Source organism: Algoriphagus kandeliae (genome assembly GCF_004571135.1).
Taxonomy (GTDB): Bacteria; Bacteroidota; Bacteroidia; order Cytophagales; family Cyclobacteriaceae; genus Algoriphagus; species Algoriphagus kandeliae.
Genome location: NZ_SPSB01000002.1, coordinates 719,273 through 734,394, shown reverse-complemented (window position 1 = coordinate 734,394; position 15,122 = coordinate 719,273). Strand labels below are relative to the sequence as shown.

Annotated in this window: 15 protein-coding genes; 10 read left to right on the top strand and 5 right to left on the bottom strand. The window is 41.3% G+C overall.

Features of this window, described 5'->3' with window-relative positions; genetic code table 11:
- The first annotated feature begins 126 nt into the window (after positions 1 to 126).
- The 3 genes from E4S40_RS07775 (at position 127) to E4S40_RS07765 (ending at position 3,508) form a co-directional block, all read left to right on the top strand.
- Positions 127 to 1,662 (top strand): S8 family peptidase, encoded by a 1,536-nt coding sequence (locus E4S40_RS07775; protein WP_135072773.1) that lies wholly within the window; start codon positions 127 to 129, stop codon positions 1,660 to 1,662.
- Between the two features lie 101 nt (positions 1,663 to 1,763).
- Complete coding sequence (locus E4S40_RS07770; protein WP_135073099.1) at positions 1,764 to 2,519, top strand: NRDE family protein; 756 nt, start codon at positions 1,764 to 1,766, stop codon at positions 2,517 to 2,519.
- Positions 2,520 to 2,536: 17 nt separating this feature from the next.
- On the top strand, positions 2,537 to 3,508 hold the full coding sequence (locus E4S40_RS07765) for a YpdA family putative bacillithiol disulfide reductase (RefSeq protein WP_135072772.1): 972 nt from the start codon (positions 2,537 to 2,539) through the stop codon (positions 3,506 to 3,508).
- 1 nt (position 3,509) lies between these two features.
- Here the strand turns inward: E4S40_RS07765 and E4S40_RS07760 are convergent, their stop codons facing one another.
- Positions 3,510 to 4,697 (bottom strand): DUF4221 family protein, encoded by a 1,188-nt coding sequence (locus tag E4S40_RS07760; RefSeq protein ID WP_135072771.1) that lies wholly within the window; start codon positions 4,695 to 4,697, stop codon positions 3,510 to 3,512.
- A gap of 105 nt (positions 4,698 to 4,802) precedes the next feature.
- On the opposite strand from E4S40_RS07760, the gene E4S40_RS07755 reads away from it, so the two are divergent.
- Positions 4,803 to 5,537, top strand: coding sequence for an RluA family pseudouridine synthase (locus E4S40_RS07755; RefSeq protein WP_135072770.1), 735 nt, complete (start codon positions 4,803 to 4,805; stop codon positions 5,535 to 5,537).
- 489 nt (positions 5,538 to 6,026) lie between these two features.
- Positions 6,027 to 6,527: a SixA phosphatase family protein gene (locus E4S40_RS07750; RefSeq protein ID WP_135072769.1), complete on the top strand. Its 501-nt coding sequence runs from the start codon at positions 6,027 to 6,029 to the stop codon at positions 6,525 to 6,527.
- Between the two features lie 34 nt (positions 6,528 to 6,561).
- On the opposite strand, the gene E4S40_RS07745 is transcribed toward E4S40_RS07750, so the two are convergent.
- The 3 genes from E4S40_RS07745 to E4S40_RS07735 all read right to left on the bottom strand — a co-directional run bounded on the left by E4S40_RS07745 (position 6,562) and on the right by E4S40_RS07735 (position 8,962).
- Entirely contained in the window at positions 6,562 to 7,827 is a 1,266-nt protein-coding gene (locus E4S40_RS07745) for a 6-bladed beta-propeller (protein WP_135072768.1), read from the bottom strand.
- A 3-nt stretch (positions 7,828 to 7,830) separates the two neighbouring features.
- Entirely contained in the window at positions 7,831 to 8,055 is a 225-nt protein-coding gene (locus tag E4S40_RS07740) for a hypothetical protein (protein ID WP_135072767.1), read from the bottom strand.
- A gap of 145 nt (positions 8,056 to 8,200) precedes the next feature.
- Positions 8,201 to 8,962: a DeoR/GlpR family DNA-binding transcription regulator gene (locus E4S40_RS07735; protein WP_135072766.1), complete on the bottom strand. Its 762-nt coding sequence runs from the start codon at positions 8,960 to 8,962 to the stop codon at positions 8,201 to 8,203.
- Positions 8,963 to 9,075: 113 nt separating this feature from the next.
- Here E4S40_RS07735 and E4S40_RS07730 point away from each other — a divergent pair, with 113 nt between their 5' ends.
- The 5 genes from E4S40_RS07730 (at position 9,076) to E4S40_RS07710 (ending at position 13,710) form a co-directional block, all read left to right on the top strand.
- Positions 9,076 to 10,641, top strand: a complete 1,566-nt coding sequence (locus E4S40_RS07730; protein ID WP_135072765.1) for a glycerol-3-phosphate dehydrogenase/oxidase — start codon at positions 9,076 to 9,078, stop codon at positions 10,639 to 10,641.
- A gap of 47 nt (positions 10,642 to 10,688) precedes the next feature.
- Positions 10,689 to 12,188, top strand: a complete 1,500-nt coding sequence (gene glpK, locus E4S40_RS07725) for a glycerol kinase GlpK (RefSeq protein WP_135072764.1) — start codon at positions 10,689 to 10,691, stop codon at positions 12,186 to 12,188.
- Position 12,189: 1 nt separating this feature from the next.
- On the top strand, positions 12,190 to 12,924 hold the full coding sequence (locus tag E4S40_RS07720; RefSeq protein WP_135072763.1) for an MIP/aquaporin family protein: 735 nt from the start codon (positions 12,190 to 12,192) through the stop codon (positions 12,922 to 12,924).
- 193 nt (positions 12,925 to 13,117) lie between these two features.
- Positions 13,118 to 13,399, top strand: coding sequence for a type II toxin-antitoxin system RelE/ParE family toxin (locus tag E4S40_RS07715; RefSeq protein ID WP_135072762.1), 282 nt, complete (start codon positions 13,118 to 13,120; stop codon positions 13,397 to 13,399).
- Between the two features lie 11 nt (positions 13,400 to 13,410).
- Positions 13,411 to 13,710 carry a HigA family addiction module antitoxin gene (locus tag E4S40_RS07710; RefSeq protein ID WP_135072761.1) on the top strand — a complete coding sequence of 100 codons (300 nt, stop codon included), beginning with the start codon at positions 13,411 to 13,413 and terminating at the stop codon, positions 13,708 to 13,710.
- Positions 13,711 to 13,826: 116 nt separating this feature from the next.
- Here the strand turns inward: E4S40_RS07710 and E4S40_RS07705 are convergent, their stop codons facing one another.
- Complete coding sequence (locus E4S40_RS07705) at positions 13,827 to 15,113, bottom strand: amidohydrolase (RefSeq protein ID WP_135072760.1); 1,287 nt, start codon at positions 15,111 to 15,113, stop codon at positions 13,827 to 13,829.
- Between the last annotated feature and the right edge of the window lie 9 nt (positions 15,114 to 15,122).

Here is a 15,122-nt window from a genome sequence, read left to right as displayed (position 1 = left end):
TTTTTTCGGGATAAAATTCTGTTTGATTTTGATATATAGGTCTTAAACAAAATTTTATGTTTTAGTGATTGTTATTTTCAAAATATTTTTTGCTATTTAGTCCCATAACCATCAATAAATCAAGCTATGTTTTCATCAATCAAATCATATCTAAAACCCAGTGGTGGATTCCTTTTGGGTTTGATTTTGATCATAGGTGCCTGCTCTGAAATAGAACAGGAAGTTCAACTTACTGCCCTAGACGAAGTTGCACAAACAGGTGAGCCGGAATTTATTCCCGGAAAATACATTGTGGTCCTCAATGATCAAACGGTCCGATTCAGAAGAACTGATGATTATGAATCTGTTCAGGCTGGCATGCGCGTAGTTGCCAATACCATCGCTGCTCGACACAATATCCAAGAGGAAAAAATCGAACGCGTGTATGGAAATCTTCTTCCAGGCTTTTCGGCAGAATTAACTCCGACCCAACTTTCAGACCTGGAGAATGACCCTTCAGTGAGTTATGTAGAGCCAGACGGCTATGTATATACCACCACTACGCAATCTAATGCTACTTGGGGAATCGACCGGATTGATCAGGCTTCCCTTCCGCTGGATGGTACTTATACTTATAATTCGACTGGACAAGGTGTTACAGCCTATATCATTGATACAGGAATTCGTACAGACCATGCTGAATTTGGAGGAAGAGCTTTGCAGGGATTTGATGCCTTTGGCGGAAATTCTGAAGATTGTAATGGCCATGGCACCCATGTCGCGGGAACTGTAGGAGGCACTCTTCATGGAGTAGCCAAAAATGTATCCTTGGTTGCTGTTCGAGTTTTGGGATGTAACGGCAGTGGTACATGGAGTGGTGTTATAGCTGGTATGGATTGGGTAGCAGCTAATGCTTCAGGACCTTCTGTAGCAAATATGTCTCTGGGAGGTGGAGCAAGTAGTACTATTAATAATGCTGTCAATAGAATGTATAATGCTGGTATTCCTACAGTTGTAGCAGCTGGAAATGATAATACTAATGCCTGCAACTCTTCCCCAGCAAGCGCTCCAAATGCCTACACGGTTGGAGCAACGACAAGCAGTGATAGTCGATCTTCTTTCTCTAATTACGGAGATTGTGTTGATATTTTTGCGCCAGGCTCTTCTATAACTGCCGCATGGTATACTAGTAGCACTGCAACAGCAAGGCTAAGCGGAACCTCGATGGCATCTCCCCACGTAGCAGGTGCTGCAGCCTTATATTTAGAATCTAATCCTAGCGCTTCTGCACAAGAAGTCTATGATTACTTATCAGCAACCGCAGCAAAATCAGTTGTTTCAAATTCTTTAAGTGTTAATAATAACTTGGTTTATACCTTAGGTACACCTGATAACGGTGGAGGAGGAGATCCTGGAGATGGTGGAGGAGACCCTAGTGATCCTACTGGCATTAATCTTTCGGCCCAAGGATTCAAAGTAAAGGGCAGATGGGGAGCAGAGCTTACCTGGTCGGGCAATACCGGCTCAGTGGATATCTATCGTGACGGAAGCATCATTGCTTCAAATGTTTCTGGTTCAAGTTTTACTGATCAAACATCAAATAAGGGCGGAGGCAGCATGACTTATAAAATTTGTGAAGGAGGAACCTCTACCTGCTCCAACGAAGTCACAGTGACATTCTAATTTTCCTTTTCCCATTTTTTTTAGACCGCTTTTCCATAAAAGCGGTCTTTTTTTTGAACCTGCTACAGCTCATGCTGGTTGAAGCATTAGATTTAAAAATCATGTGCCTCGTAGCTTTTTCCTGGAAACAACATTCTAATTTCCCTCTAATCATTTCTGCTAATCGAGATGAGTTTTTCGATCGGCCAACTGCTCCCCTTCATCAATGGGAAAGTGGAATTTTAGCGGGAAAAGATCTACGAAGTGGCGGAACTTGGATGGGTTTTCATCCGAATGGTAGATGGTCTCTTTTGACGAATTATCGGGATTTCCGAAACATGGGTCAGGGTCAAATCAGCCGCGGAAAACTAGTTCAGGACTTTCTAGAAAACAGCATTTCTCCCGAAGATTACCTTAGAGAAATCCAAAAAGATCAAGACCGCTACGAAGGGTTTAATCTATTGGTTTCAGATGGGAATTCGCTTTTTTACTTGAGTAACTATGGTAAAGAAATCAAGGAAATAGAACCGGGAATCCATGGACTCAGCAATGGTTTAATCAATGACCCTTGGCCAAAAGTAGAATTAGCAAAAAGACAGTTAGAGGAAGCGATAAATGAAAAAATCGAACATGGCAATTTGCTCCAAATCCTCAAATCAACGGAAACCTACCCTATCGAAAAACTCCCGGATACGGGAGCACCGCAAAGCCTAGAAAGAGCACTTTCGGCTCAATTAATTCGAACGGAAGGAAATTACGGAACCGTTTCTTCTAGCGCAGTCATTCAAAACCAAAAAGGACAGATTGAAATCCAAGAACGTCGCTTTCAATGGGATTATGCTAATTTTACAGATACAAAAGCGCTTCTTCAAACCTAATTAAACATCAAACTTTTATGAATCACCTATTTGACGTTATCATTGTAGGAGGAGGACCAATTGGCTTGGCTTGTGGAGTCGAAGCACAGAAAAATGGCCTAGACTACCTGATTCTCGAAAAGGGAGCCCTGACCAATTCCATCTACAATTATCCCGTCAACATGACTTTTTTCTCCACATCGGATCGACTGGAGATGGCTGGAATCCCATTTATGTCCATTGGTAATAAGCCTACCCGAACGGAGGCCTTGGAGTATTACAGACGGATTTATTTTCACTTCAAGCTCAAAGTCAACCTATATGAGGCTGTACAAACCTTAGAGAAGGAAGATGGATTTTTTAAAATCACTACTTCAAAGGCAGTTTATCACACACGCAAAATCGTATTGGCAACCGGCTTCTACGATTTACCGAACTTGATGAATGTACCCGGTGAAGAACTTCCCAAAGTCATGCACTATTACAAAGAACCTTGGCCATTCGTAGCTCAAAAAGTACTAGTTGTAGGCGGAGCCAATTCTGCGGTGGATGCAGCTTTGGAATGCTGGAGAAAAGGAGCCGAAGTCAGCATGGTATTACTCGGCGATGAAGTGGATGAAAATGTGAAATATTGGGTTCGGCCCGATATCATGAACCGAATCAAAGAAGGCTCCATCAAAGCATTCACCCGATCCAAAGTCAAGGAGATTCGAGAGCATGAAGTAGTGATCTCCACCCCTGATGGTGAAGTCACCATTGAAAATGACTTTGTGTTAGCAATGACAGGATACAAACCCAATTTTGCTCTTTTGGATCAATTAGGAGTGGAATTATCCCTCGATGAAAAGCGCCAACCCTGCTACGATCAAGCCAATCAGGAATCCAATGTACCGGGAGTATATCTCGCCGGAGTCGTCTGCGGAGGATTAAATACCCGGGAGTTTTTTATCGAAAACTCTATCGTGCACGCCGAATCGATTATGAAAGATATTGCGAAAAAGCTGGATTAAATCAATCGGCCCGAAGCTCTCCCCAATAGACGGTAAACTCTTCTGCCTCTTCCCCGGGGATAGGCTTTTTCATCCAGTGAATTTTTCCATCAATGATTTGGAAACTTTCGTAATGCATATCTGGAAAATCAACTGGAAAAACTTTCCCATCTAAATCTACAAAAACGGTTTTCCGACGAGTTTCCTCGAAGATTTGGTTTAAGCCTTCCTTTGTTCGTTCCTTGCTTTTGTAGCGATTATAGTTATCTAAGTCTGTTGGTTTCGTACTATAGCTAAGCAAGAAACCATTCTCAACGGCTTCCAAACCCTGAATTCGAGCTGGGAAGGGTTCATTCTCCTGATCGGTAATTTGGGCCATTTGAATTGATCCAGGCTCCCAACCCTCATTTTCCTCAAACCCCGGCAAATCAATCCTAATACTGGAAAGCAATTCAGGAGCTCCTTCATTCCAGGAATAGGTGTATAGAATGGGCTCATTTTGAAAAATCACAATAAGCTTATTCTCAATTTCATCAACGAGAAATCGAGGTCTGAAATCCTCAAAAGGATAAACCTTTCCATTCAAAAACTTTGAACCCTCAGGAAAAGGCAAAATCAAACGATGTTCACCCGTTTCCAAGTTAGTCAAAACTAGATTTTTCCGGTTTTTTAGATACTCGGCTGTATATTCTTGTTCCGCCTCCAGCTTGTCCAAGGAATAGAGTAAATATCTTTCACCCTTTATTGTCACCAGTTCATTGACTCTAAAAAGATTAAATGCGCCACCAAAACTCCACTGATTCGCTACTGGATTTGCTCTTTTGATTAATTGCCCATCTTTACCAAAAACCAGTAAGCCACTATTGGGATCAACCATTACTATTTCGCCGGATTCCGAAATATTCAAATTACTTACTGCCATGGAAAAGGCTCCCGGCACATCCCCTGTTTTGGTCCATTTATATACTAGGTCTCCACTCTTTCGATCAAAAATATAGATGGTCGACGCCGGAGCATCACGGAAAATCAAATGTTCCTGATCTCCATCCTGAAATATAAAAGTAGATGCAAGAACATCTCTGACGACCGTAGAATCTTCAGCTATTAAAGAAATGGTTTTGGAATCAGCTTCATTCTTATTCGCCTCTTTTTCAAAAGGAGTGCAAGAAAAAATAATCAAAAAGACTAAAGCAAATTGGGATAACTTCATAATTCAATCTATTAAAACGCTAGTATAAGCTGATTAAACTAAAAAGGCAAGAGAAAAGCTAGGCTAGCCCTAACTAATGACAAATTGCCTACCTTTGTGGCATCTATGAAAAAGAAGCCATTCAACGTCGTTTACGAAGACAATCACTTACTTGTAGTCAATAAGGCTGCGGGAATTCTCGTTCAAGGTGACAAAACCGGAGACAAGACACTCACCGATTACTGCAAGGAGTACATTGCCGAAAAATACAACAAGCCAGGAGCAGTCTTTTTGCATCCTGTGCACCGATTGGATAGACCTGTGAGCGGATTGGTGGTTTTTGCACGTACCAGCAAGGGTTTGGAACGTATGATGGAGCTCTTCCGAAAGCGGGATATTCACAAAGTTTATTGGGCTGTAGTGAAAAAACGTCCAAGGGAAGAAGCAGGCAAACTAACCCATTGGCTGACCAAGGATGAGAAAAAAAATATTGTGACTGCCCATGAGCGGGAAGTTCCTGGTTCGCAAAAAGCCGAACTCAACTACAAAACGCTTGGCAAACTTAATGATCATTGGCTACTCGAAGTCCGTCCTGTTTCCGGTCGCCCTCATCAGATTCGTGTACAATTGGCTTCTATGGGTTGTCCGATTCGGGGAGATTTGAAGTATGGTTTCCCCAAGCCTAACCCGGATGCGAGCATCAATCTCCATGCATTTCATTTGGTGTTTGTTCACCCGATCAAAAAGGAAAAACTATATCTACGAGCTGCCCTTCCTGAAACTGAGTTTTGGGAGCAGTTTTATGAATTTGAAGCCGTAAAGGCCAAGGATCAGCATATTGATAATTCCTTCTCAGGGTAATTAAATCTCCCGACAAGTAGGAAAGAAGGAAATTGAAATACGGTAGAAATACAATTGAAATAAGCCCTTCTTTGTCGGGCGAAATATTTCTACGAAGTTGTATTTCATGCATTTGAGACTGCCTGCCCTACGGGAGGCGGGCTTCCTCCTTCGTCGTCGCAGTGACGATTCCTCAATGATTATTTCGCGAAGCGTATTTCTTCAAAGCCATATCTCAGGTAAGGAACGAGGCTGTATCTTACAAAGCGTAGCGAAGTATATGTCCTGCCACGGCAGGCAGGCACGAACAAAATGAGGTATATTTCGTAAGGCGCAGCCGAACATATTTCGCCGAAGGCCTATTTCCATTATATTTCGCGAAGCATATTTCGGCGAAGCCATATTTCAGACGAGGAACGAGGCTATATCTTGCCGAAGGCTTTTCTAACCGAACGAAGTGAGGTATTTCTTTGCCGAAGGCTTATTTTGTAAAGCATATCTTTTAAAACCATGAAAAATCTACTCACCCTTTTCATTCTTGTCTTAATTTTCTTTTCCTGCACCTCCCAAAATTCCCCCAAAACAGTCTTCATCGTGCGGCATGCCGAGAAGCAACTCGTGGATAATCCTGATCCTGATTTGGCGCAAGTGGGACAGGTTCGGGCAAAAAAGCTTGCACAGATTCTTGAGGATCAAGAAATCAAACACATTTTCAGCTCTGACTATAAGAGAACCCGTCAAACAGCCCAACCAACTGCTGAGCAATTTGGATTAAGTATCCAATCCTACGATCCTAGAAATCAAGATGCGCTTGTAGAGCAGCTACGGAGCTTAGAAGGAAATATTCTAGTTGTAGGTCACAGCAATACAGTTAGTCAATTAGCAAATTATTTTGTGGGTGATGGAGAAAAATTCGAAGATTTAGAAGATATCGAATATGACTTTATTTACGAGGTCAGCTTAGAAAAAAGCGGGAGTTTGGTGGTGAGAAAGTTATATAAAGAGTATTAAACCAACACAAACTCTATCCTCTTTTTTTTCTTAACTATCTGAATTCCATTATCATAACTGCAGGTTGATCGAAATCTTCAATGCTATCCAAGAATTCAGCAAATTGATCAGTCAACATATTTAATTTTTTCAAAGACTCCTTAAAATTATCAATTCCAAAATTCCTCAGTGGTTGGAGTTTAATTACAGAAATTGCTTCATTTTCATAGGAAGAAATAGGAAAAGAAAAAAACGGCATTCCTGGAATATCAAAGTCAAATTTAGTCCCATAAAATTGCTCCTTGGAATTTATTCTTTCAAAATAATGGAAGGAGTTTCCTCCAAACCTTTGAAATTCTAAACCATAAATTTTGTTAGTAATAAAACTCCCTCCATGTGAAAAGAACTTCTTATCTGTTTTCCTATCACTAACAAATGAAATACCATCTCCAACAAAATCCTGCTTTTCAATTCCACCTTTAATCTTCAGAGAAACCAATTGAATCAATTCCTTTTCTTGGTTATTGATTCTGAAGAAATCATTCCCGAATCGCGGGAATAAATAGATGTTATGACCGTCAGAAGAAAAATAATCTCTTGAAAAATAATTTCCATATTCTTCGAGTTCTTCATCAATACTGAAACAAGATTTAACTTCAAAATCAGAATTTAATACAAAATATCCGCACCTACTACCCCCTTCAAGATGATCATTTGGAAGGTTTGCAGTGTAAAAAATATATTCATCAGAAGAAGTCTTTCTAAAATTCTGAGCTCTTCTTGGAATTTTGAACTCCTTTATAAATTTACCACTAAAATCAAAAACCAATATTTTGGAAAGTTTCCCATCGAATAGTAAAAGCTGGTTTTTGTCTCGATCTATATCAAAATCATAAATCTCTAAAAACTCCCTTGGACCTTCTCCGGACTTTTCAAGGTAGGCTACCTCATTCCCTGTACTTCTTTCAAAAACTTGAAGAGTATTAGTAATGTATTGATCCATCACAAAAATCAAGGAGTCAGTGAATAATATTTTATCGATATCACCCAATAAATGTCCTTGATCATTTTTAAGCTGTAAGTAATGAAATTCAGAAATCAACTCAGACAAATGAATAGTCTGATCTATTCCACTTCGATCGATGAAGACATTATTGCCTTGATCCAAAATCTTTAATTCATCAGACGAAATATTGCTGGATTCAACCCAATCAAACTTCGAATTAGCTCTTTCTTCATCTAAATGATCTGAATTCTTACAACCAATAATAAAGGAAAGTATGCTCAAAATGAGCATACTTAACACAAATTTATAGTTCATAATTTAAGCACAATCTGAAGCCCAACAAAAACTATTTCCATCCTTGCAGACTTGTTTTGTACCCTCCCATGTTTCTGTGAATTCAACTTCAACCCCTGCTATTTCAATGGTATAAGTTAAAGTTGCAGTACAATCTCTTTCCTGAGGAGTCCATAAAAACGCATAAGAATTTGAGATTCCAAATAGGCTAAAGCCTAGAAATAAAGTTAAAATTTTAATAAATTTCATAGTTATAAAATTGATATAAAAAGACCAAATCACAGCTTGGTCGATAGCTGCGAATAAGAAAAAACCAGTTTAAAATCTATATCTATTTAAAACTATTCTTTTTTTTAAAACTTCAAAATTATTTCATTTATTTTTTAATTTATTTTTAAACAACCACCACCTCTATCCCTTTTCCCTCCAGCTTTTCTCTATAGATTTCAGGAATGCCCGCATCCGTGATGATGACATCGATATCCTCAAGATCACAGATTTTCCCAAAGCCTTTTCGGCCAAACTTGTGGCTGTCAGCCAGAATGATTGTCTTCTGCACCGAGCGAATCATTTCCGCATTCAAGTGCGCCTCCATCATGTTGGAGGTAGTCAAGCCATGCTCGAGACTGATTCCATCTACACTGAGATATAATTTATTACAAGCAAAACTCTTTAACATCTCTTCGGCAAAATGACCCACTGCCGAACCACTACTCTTCCTTACCACACCGCCAAGCTGTACCAATTCGAGCTCCGCCGTATCAATTAGTGCTAAGACTACATTCATCGCAGCCGTCAAGACCGTCAGTGGATAGTTCCTCGGTATTGCCTGCGCAAAGGCACCGACCGTCGTACCCGAGCCGATGATAATCGCCTCATGCGGCTCCAAATAATCCAAAGCCTTTTGAGCAATTCGACTCTTTTCCTCTACTTGCTCCAGCTTCTTTACCTGCACCGAGCGATCCGATACATAGGGTGAGACAGAGGTAGCACTGCCATGGGAGCGATAGAGCAAGCCCTTTTTTTCAAGCAACTTGAGATCCTTCCGCACAGTCACCATGGTCACATTCAGTGCTTTGGACAAGTCAGAGACAGTCACCAGTCCCGTCTTCTCCAATTGATCCAAAATATAACGATGTCGCTCCGCCAGTGTCATTTGAATTGAATTTTTCACTAAATTATAAAAAGAAAGAAAACGCAAAGAAAATATTTACATCTTACTTTTTTATTATTTCTTTTTGTTTCTTTTGTTTCTACTTTTGAAAAATAATGAAAAGAGAAGAAAATATAAAGCAACTAGCTGACTCCACAAAAACCTGGGATATCGCTGTAATAGGTGGAGGTTCTTCAGGATTGGGAGTAGCCTTGGATGCAATTTCTCGGGGACTTTCCGTAGTACTTTTAGAGAAGGCGGATTTCGCAAAAGGAACTTCGAGCCGTAGTACCAAATTGGTTCACGGTGGGGTACGGTATTTGGCCCAAGGAGACATTGGGCTGGTATTGGAAGCCTTAAAGGAAAGAGGGAAACTTTTACAAAACGCCCCACATCTAACCTCCAATCAGCCATTTATTATCCCCATTTATTCCTGGTTTGACCGCATTCAATATAGCGCAGGACTTAAAGTCTACGATTGGATGGCTGGAAAACTTCGAATCGGAAAAAGTCAATTTATCTCTAAAGATGAAACGCTCAATAGACTACCCGGAATCAAATCCAAAGGATTATTAGGAGGAGTGGTCTATTACGACGGACAATTTGACGATGCTCGGCTAGCCTTGGCAATTGCAATGACAGCAGATGATGCTGGGGCTTGCATCCTCAATTATGCCTCAGTTCGTGGCTTGATTAAAGATGAAAACGGCAAACTCGTTGGTTTAAAAGTTCGGGATGAACTGGACAAAACAAAATACACGCTTAAAGCCAAAATGATTGTCAATGCAACGGGAGTTTTTGCCGACAAAATTCTCCAAATGGATAACCCCAATGCGGAAAAAATGATCCAACCGAGCCAAGGAATTCATCTAGTGATGGATTTGGATTTTTTAGGTGGAAAAGATGCATTACTAATTCCAAAAACAAAAGATGGAAGAGTTCTCTTCGCCGTGCCATGGCATGGAAAACTAGTTGTAGGGACCACAGATACGCTCCGCGAAAAAGCCAAACTGGAACCTCAAGCTCTTCAAAAGGAAATTGACTTTGTGCTTGAAACAGCAGATGGCTACTTGACAAAAGCTCCCGCTCGGGCAGATGTCAAATCTGTATTTGCTGGCCTTCGCCCCTTAGCCCGTCCAAAGGAGGAAGGGGCAAAAACCAAGGAAATTTCACGCTCACATAAAGTCATTATTTCAGAAAGCAATCTGGTCACCCTGACAGGAGGAAAATGGACGACTTTTCGAAAAATGGGTGAAGATACCGTGGATCATTATCAAGAAATCACAAAAGAATTATTGGCTCCGAGTGAATCCTTTGAAATGAAACTTCATGGATACACCAATAAAGTTCCCGGTGGACATTGGACGGTTTATGGTTCAGATGCGGCCTATATTCAAAAACTGTCAAAAGAGCATCCCGAACTCACTGAAAGGATTCATCCCGACTTCCCCAATATTTTGGCTGAAGTAGTTTGGTCTGTTCGGGAAGAAATGGCCGTCAAAGTCGAAGATATTCTATCAAGGCGAATTCGAATGCTGATTCTTGATGCTCAAGCTGCATTGGATTCGGCTGAAAAAGTAGCCAAACTAATGGCCAAGGAAATGCAAAAGGATGAGAATTGGATAGAACGGGAACTGGAAGATTTTAGAAAAGTGGCTGAAAAGTATTTAATTAAAGCCTGACAATAACCCTAATTCTTTGCATAAAGGATAAATCGAAATAACCCAAAATGACCCAAACAAAACCCTATATCATGGCCTTGGACCAAGGGACCACCAGTTCGAGAGCCATCATTTTTGACAAGCAAGGGCAAATCATTTCTGTCGCCCAAAAAGAATTCAAGCAGTATTTTCCCAAACAAGGCTGGGTAGAACATGACCCGGAGGAGATTTGGACTTCCCAATCTTCGGTGATGATCGAAGTCTTGGTCAATCAGGGAATAGCTGTGGATGATATCGCGGGAATCGGAATTACCAATCAGAGGGAAACTACCCTTGTTTGGGATCGAAAAACCGGAAAAGCAATTTATAAAGCTATTGTATGGCAAGACCGGAGAACAGCTGCCTTTTGTAACGAATTGAAAGAAAAAGGTCATTCTGAGCTTGTTGCTTCCAAGACCGGCTTGATCATCGATGCCTATTTTTCAGCCACCAAAATCCGCTGGATTCTAGACAATGTAGAAGGAGCTCGAGAAAAAGCCGAGGCTGGGGAATTGGCTTTTGGAACGGTGGATTCTTGGTTGGTTTGGAAATTAACCAAGGGCCAGAATCATTTGACAGACATTACCAATGCCAGCCGTACTATGGTGTTCAATATTCACACTCAGCAATGGGATGAAGAATTACTTTCCCTTTTTGGGATACCCAAATCCATGCTTCCAGAAGTCAAAAGTTGCTCCGAAGTGTACTGCGAAACAGCCGGCGATGTTTTGCGAAGCAAGATCCCTATTGCAGGAATTGCAGGTGATCAGCAAGCTGCCCTTTTCGGTCAACTCTGCACCGAACCTGGCATGGCCAAAACAACCTACGGAACAGGATGCTTTTTGGTCATGAATACCGGTAAAGAGGCTGTTCAATCCAAAAATCAATTGCTAACTACCGTAGCCTGGAAAATCGGGAATGAGATAAATTATGCCTTGGAAGGCTCTGTCTTTATTGGCGGGGCTGCTATCCAATGGCTACGGGATGGTTTGGAATTATTTAAGCACGCCAAAGAATCCGAAAAACTAGCTACGAGCTTGGACGATAATGAAGGCGTCTATTTTGTTCCGGCTTTGGCGGGACTAGGGGCTCCTCATTGGGACCAAAATGCAAGAGGAGCATTTTTTGGGATTACCCGTGGAACGACTACTGCACATTTTACTCGAGCGGCCTTGGAGGCTATTGCCTATCAGGTCTATGATGTCATCAAAGCCATGGAAAAAGATGCCGGTGAAAAGACGAAGGAACTTCGAGTGGATGGAGGTGCTACGGCCAATAATTTCCTGATGCAGTTTCAATCCGACCTCTTGGATTGTGAAATTAAACGGCCTCAAATCATTGAAACCACAGCCATTGGAGCAGCCTTCCTAGCTGGATTGGCGGTTGGTTTCTGGAAGGACCAAACCGAAATTCAATCACTTTGGCAGGCAGATAAAAGCTTCCAACCCGAAATGAATAAAGATAAGCGGGAAAAATTATTGCATTTTTGGCACAAAGCAGTCGAACGATCAAAAAACTGGGTAGAATAACATGAATCCATACATAGCAGAAATTATAGGAACCGGGCTCTTGCTTCTATTAGGTTCAGGGGTTGTCGCCAATGTGGTCTTACCACAAACCAAGGGAAATAATTCAGGCTGGCTGGTGATTACCACAGCATGGGCTTTGGCCGTATTTGTCGGAGTGGTGGTAGCTGGACCTTATAGCGGGGCTCATCTAAACCCGGCTGTAACCATTGGATTGGCATTGGCTGGAAAATTCGAGTGGGGAATGGTTCCTGGCTACATAGGAGCCCAAGTTGTTGGTGCTTCCTTGGGCGCATTTTTATCCTATATAGTTCATATTGACCATTTTAAAGTTACCCAGGACCCTGGAGAAATCGCGGCACCATTCGGGACAAGTCCAGCAATTAGAAACTTGAAAAATAATTTTATCTCAGAAGTCATCGGGACTTTTGTCTTGATTTTTGTGATCCTATATATCACAGGGGCAAAAATCGAAGACAGTAATCAAACACCTATCGGCCTGGGATCAGTTGGAGCCTTGCCCGTGGCTTTTTTGGTGTGGGTCATCGGTATGGCTTTGGGAGGAACAACAGGCTATGCCATAAATCCCGCCCGGGATTTGGGGCCAAGAATCGTTCATCAACTATTACCTATTAGCGGAAAAGGAAGTTCCGATTGGGCTTATGCCTGGATCCCGATTTTAGGACCAATTGCCGGAGCAGCGTTGGCAGCTGGATTGTATTTTTTGGTAGGAAGTTGAAATTCTTTTTAATGAAGAAATAAAAAAGGGAGCATGTGAATTTACATGCTTCGACAATTACATTGGTTTGAGTTGGCATAGCGGGGTATTAGTCTGATATACAGAAGTTAGCTTCAAAAAAATTCGACCACACACTCTTCTTAAACAAGAACTTATTGCTTACCTTTAACGTTAGTAACGCAAAGCATAACTAATGATCAAAACATTTGGTGATAGAGAAACCGAAAAAATTTGGGAAGGAATTAGATCCAAAAAACTCCCAAACGAGATTCAAAATATTGCCAGAAGAAAGCTAAGAATGATAAATAATGCTCAAAATATTAACGACCTAAGGATTCCACCTGCAAATCATTTAGAAAAATTGAGGGGTGACCTAATCGATTATTATAGCATCAGAATAAATATCCAATGGAGAATTGTTTTTCAATGGAATAATAATGATGCATATGAAGTACAAATAACTGATTACCATTAATCCTATTCAATATGGAGAAGCTCAACAATATCCACCCAGGGGAAATTCTAAATGAAGAGTTTTTGGTACCAATGGAAATTTCCGCCTACCGCCTTTCAAAAGAAACCTTCATACCTCAAACCAGAATTAGTGAAATAATTAAAGGCAAAAGACGAATAACTGCAGATACTGCATTAAGGCTTGCAAAGTTTTTTGGAACAACTCCCAAATTTTGGTTAGGTCTTCAAGATGATTATGATCTCGAAGAGGAGCTTAATCAAAAAGCAAAAGAGTTTGAAGAAATTAAAACCATAAAGACCAACGCAGCGTAACAAGGGCTTATATTTTTTGGTAGGAAGCTAAAATTCCTTTCTATGAAAAAATAAAAAATGGAGCATGTGAAATTACATGCTCCATTTTTTATAATCTTCTGCAAACTGTTCACTGCCTACTGCACACTTTCCATAAAGTCCACTGTAAAGTAACTCAAGGCCTTTACCCCTAGGATGAATCCGCTTTCATCGATAAAGAAATCCGGCGTGTGGTGGGAAGGCGTAGTCAAAGGATCACCTCCTTTTTTCATTCCTCCGAGGAAAATAAAAAAGCCGGGTTTCTCCCGTTGGAAAAAGCTAAAGTCTTCTGCTCCAGTAACCGGAGGCATCGCAATTACATTTCCTTTCCCAGCTGCAGCTTCCATGGAAGGCATCATCTGAGAGGTAAGCTCAGGAGGGTTAACCGTGGATGGATAGAGTTTTCCAATATTCACTTCTGCTTTGGCTCCCGCACTTTCGGCAATATTGGTGATGATTTCGGTAATCCGCTTATGAACCAAAGCCTGCTGCTCATCTCCAAAAGTTCGGATAGTCCCGATCATCTCCACCTTTTCCGGGATGATATTGTGACGAATACCTCCATGAATAGCACCCACAGTTACTACTGCAGGATTTTCGGTGATATTCACATTTCGAGAGAGGATAGTTTGTAATCCCATAATCGCCTGAGCTGAAGTCACAATGGGATCCACACTAGACCAAGGAGCGGCTCCATGGGCCTGAGTTCCTGTGATGGTCACTTCCAAATTATCTACTGCTGCCATAAATGGACCAGATCGATATCCGATTTTCCCAGCCTCAATTTGTGACCAAATATGCAAGCCAAAAATGGCATCCACATCTTCCATCACCCCTTCTTTAACCATTAGTTCAGCACCGGCGATGTCCACATCATAAACGCCTTCTTCCGCAGGTTGGAAAATAAACTTCACCGAACCTTTCAACTGATCCTTCATTCCAGCCAAAACCTCCGCAACACCCATCAAAATAGCCACATGGGAATCGTGACCACAAGCATGCATGACACCCGTTTCTTGACCATTGTAAACGGCGGTATTGACCGATTTGAAAGGCAGATCATTTCTCTCGGTTACTGGCAAAGCATCCATATCCGCCCGAAGAGCCACCATAGGACCGGGCTTTCCTCCTTTCAAAACTCCAACGACCCCAGTCACAGCGACCTCTTCCGTAACTTCCATTCCAAGAGAACGAAGATGATCCGCAATGATCTTTGCTGTGCGAAATTCCTGATTTCCGAGTTCGGGGTATTTGTGAAAATCCCTCCGCCACTCGATCACTTGAGATTCAACTTCTGCTGCCTTTTGATCGATTTGAGAGCGAAGCGGAGACTGGGCATAAGCCATCGTCCCAATAAATAGAAAGGGTATTAGAAACTTGTACATTTGTCAATA

Bases quoted from the DNA above. Each gene is read 5' to 3' on its own strand.
- E4S40_RS07720 (WP_135072763.1), top strand. From the start codon at position 12,190: ATGAATCCATACATAGCAGAAATTATAGGAACCGGGCTCTTGCTTCTA.
- E4S40_RS07715 (WP_135072762.1), top strand. From the start codon at position 13,118: ATGATCAAAACATTTGGTGATAGAGAAACCGAAAAAATTTGGGAAGGA.
- E4S40_RS07735 (WP_135072766.1), bottom strand. From the start codon at position 8,962: ATGACACTGGCGGAGCGACATCGTTATATTTTGGATCAATTGGAGAAG.
- E4S40_RS07710 (WP_135072761.1), top strand. From the start codon at position 13,411: ATGGAGAAGCTCAACAATATCCACCCAGGGGAAATTCTAAATGAAGAG.
- E4S40_RS07775 (WP_135072773.1), top strand. From the start codon at position 127: ATGTTTTCATCAATCAAATCATATCTAAAACCCAGTGGTGGATTCCTT.
- E4S40_RS07740 (WP_135072767.1), bottom strand. From the start codon at position 8,055: ATGAAATTTATTAAAATTTTAACTTTATTTCTAGGCTTTAGCCTATTT.
- glpK (WP_135072764.1), top strand. From the start codon at position 10,689: ATGACCCAAACAAAACCCTATATCATGGCCTTGGACCAAGGGACCACC.
- E4S40_RS07745 (WP_135072768.1), bottom strand. From the start codon at position 7,827: ATGAACTATAAATTTGTGTTAAGTATGCTCATTTTGAGCATACTTTCC.
- E4S40_RS07750 (WP_135072769.1), top strand. From the start codon at position 6,027: ATGAAAAATCTACTCACCCTTTTCATTCTTGTCTTAATTTTCTTTTCC.
- E4S40_RS07770 (WP_135073099.1), top strand. From the start codon at position 1,764: ATGTGCCTCGTAGCTTTTTCCTGGAAACAACATTCTAATTTCCCTCTA.
- E4S40_RS07730 (WP_135072765.1), top strand. From the start codon at position 9,076: ATGAAAAGAGAAGAAAATATAAAGCAACTAGCTGACTCCACAAAAACC.
- E4S40_RS07765 (WP_135072772.1), top strand. From the start codon at position 2,537: ATGAATCACCTATTTGACGTTATCATTGTAGGAGGAGGACCAATTGGC.
- E4S40_RS07760 (WP_135072771.1), bottom strand. From the start codon at position 4,697: ATGAAGTTATCCCAATTTGCTTTAGTCTTTTTGATTATTTTTTCTTGC.
- E4S40_RS07705 (WP_135072760.1), bottom strand. From the start codon at position 15,113: ATGTACAAGTTTCTAATACCCTTTCTATTTATTGGGACGATGGCTTAT.
- E4S40_RS07755 (WP_135072770.1), top strand. From the start codon at position 4,803: ATGAAAAAGAAGCCATTCAACGTCGTTTACGAAGACAATCACTTACTT.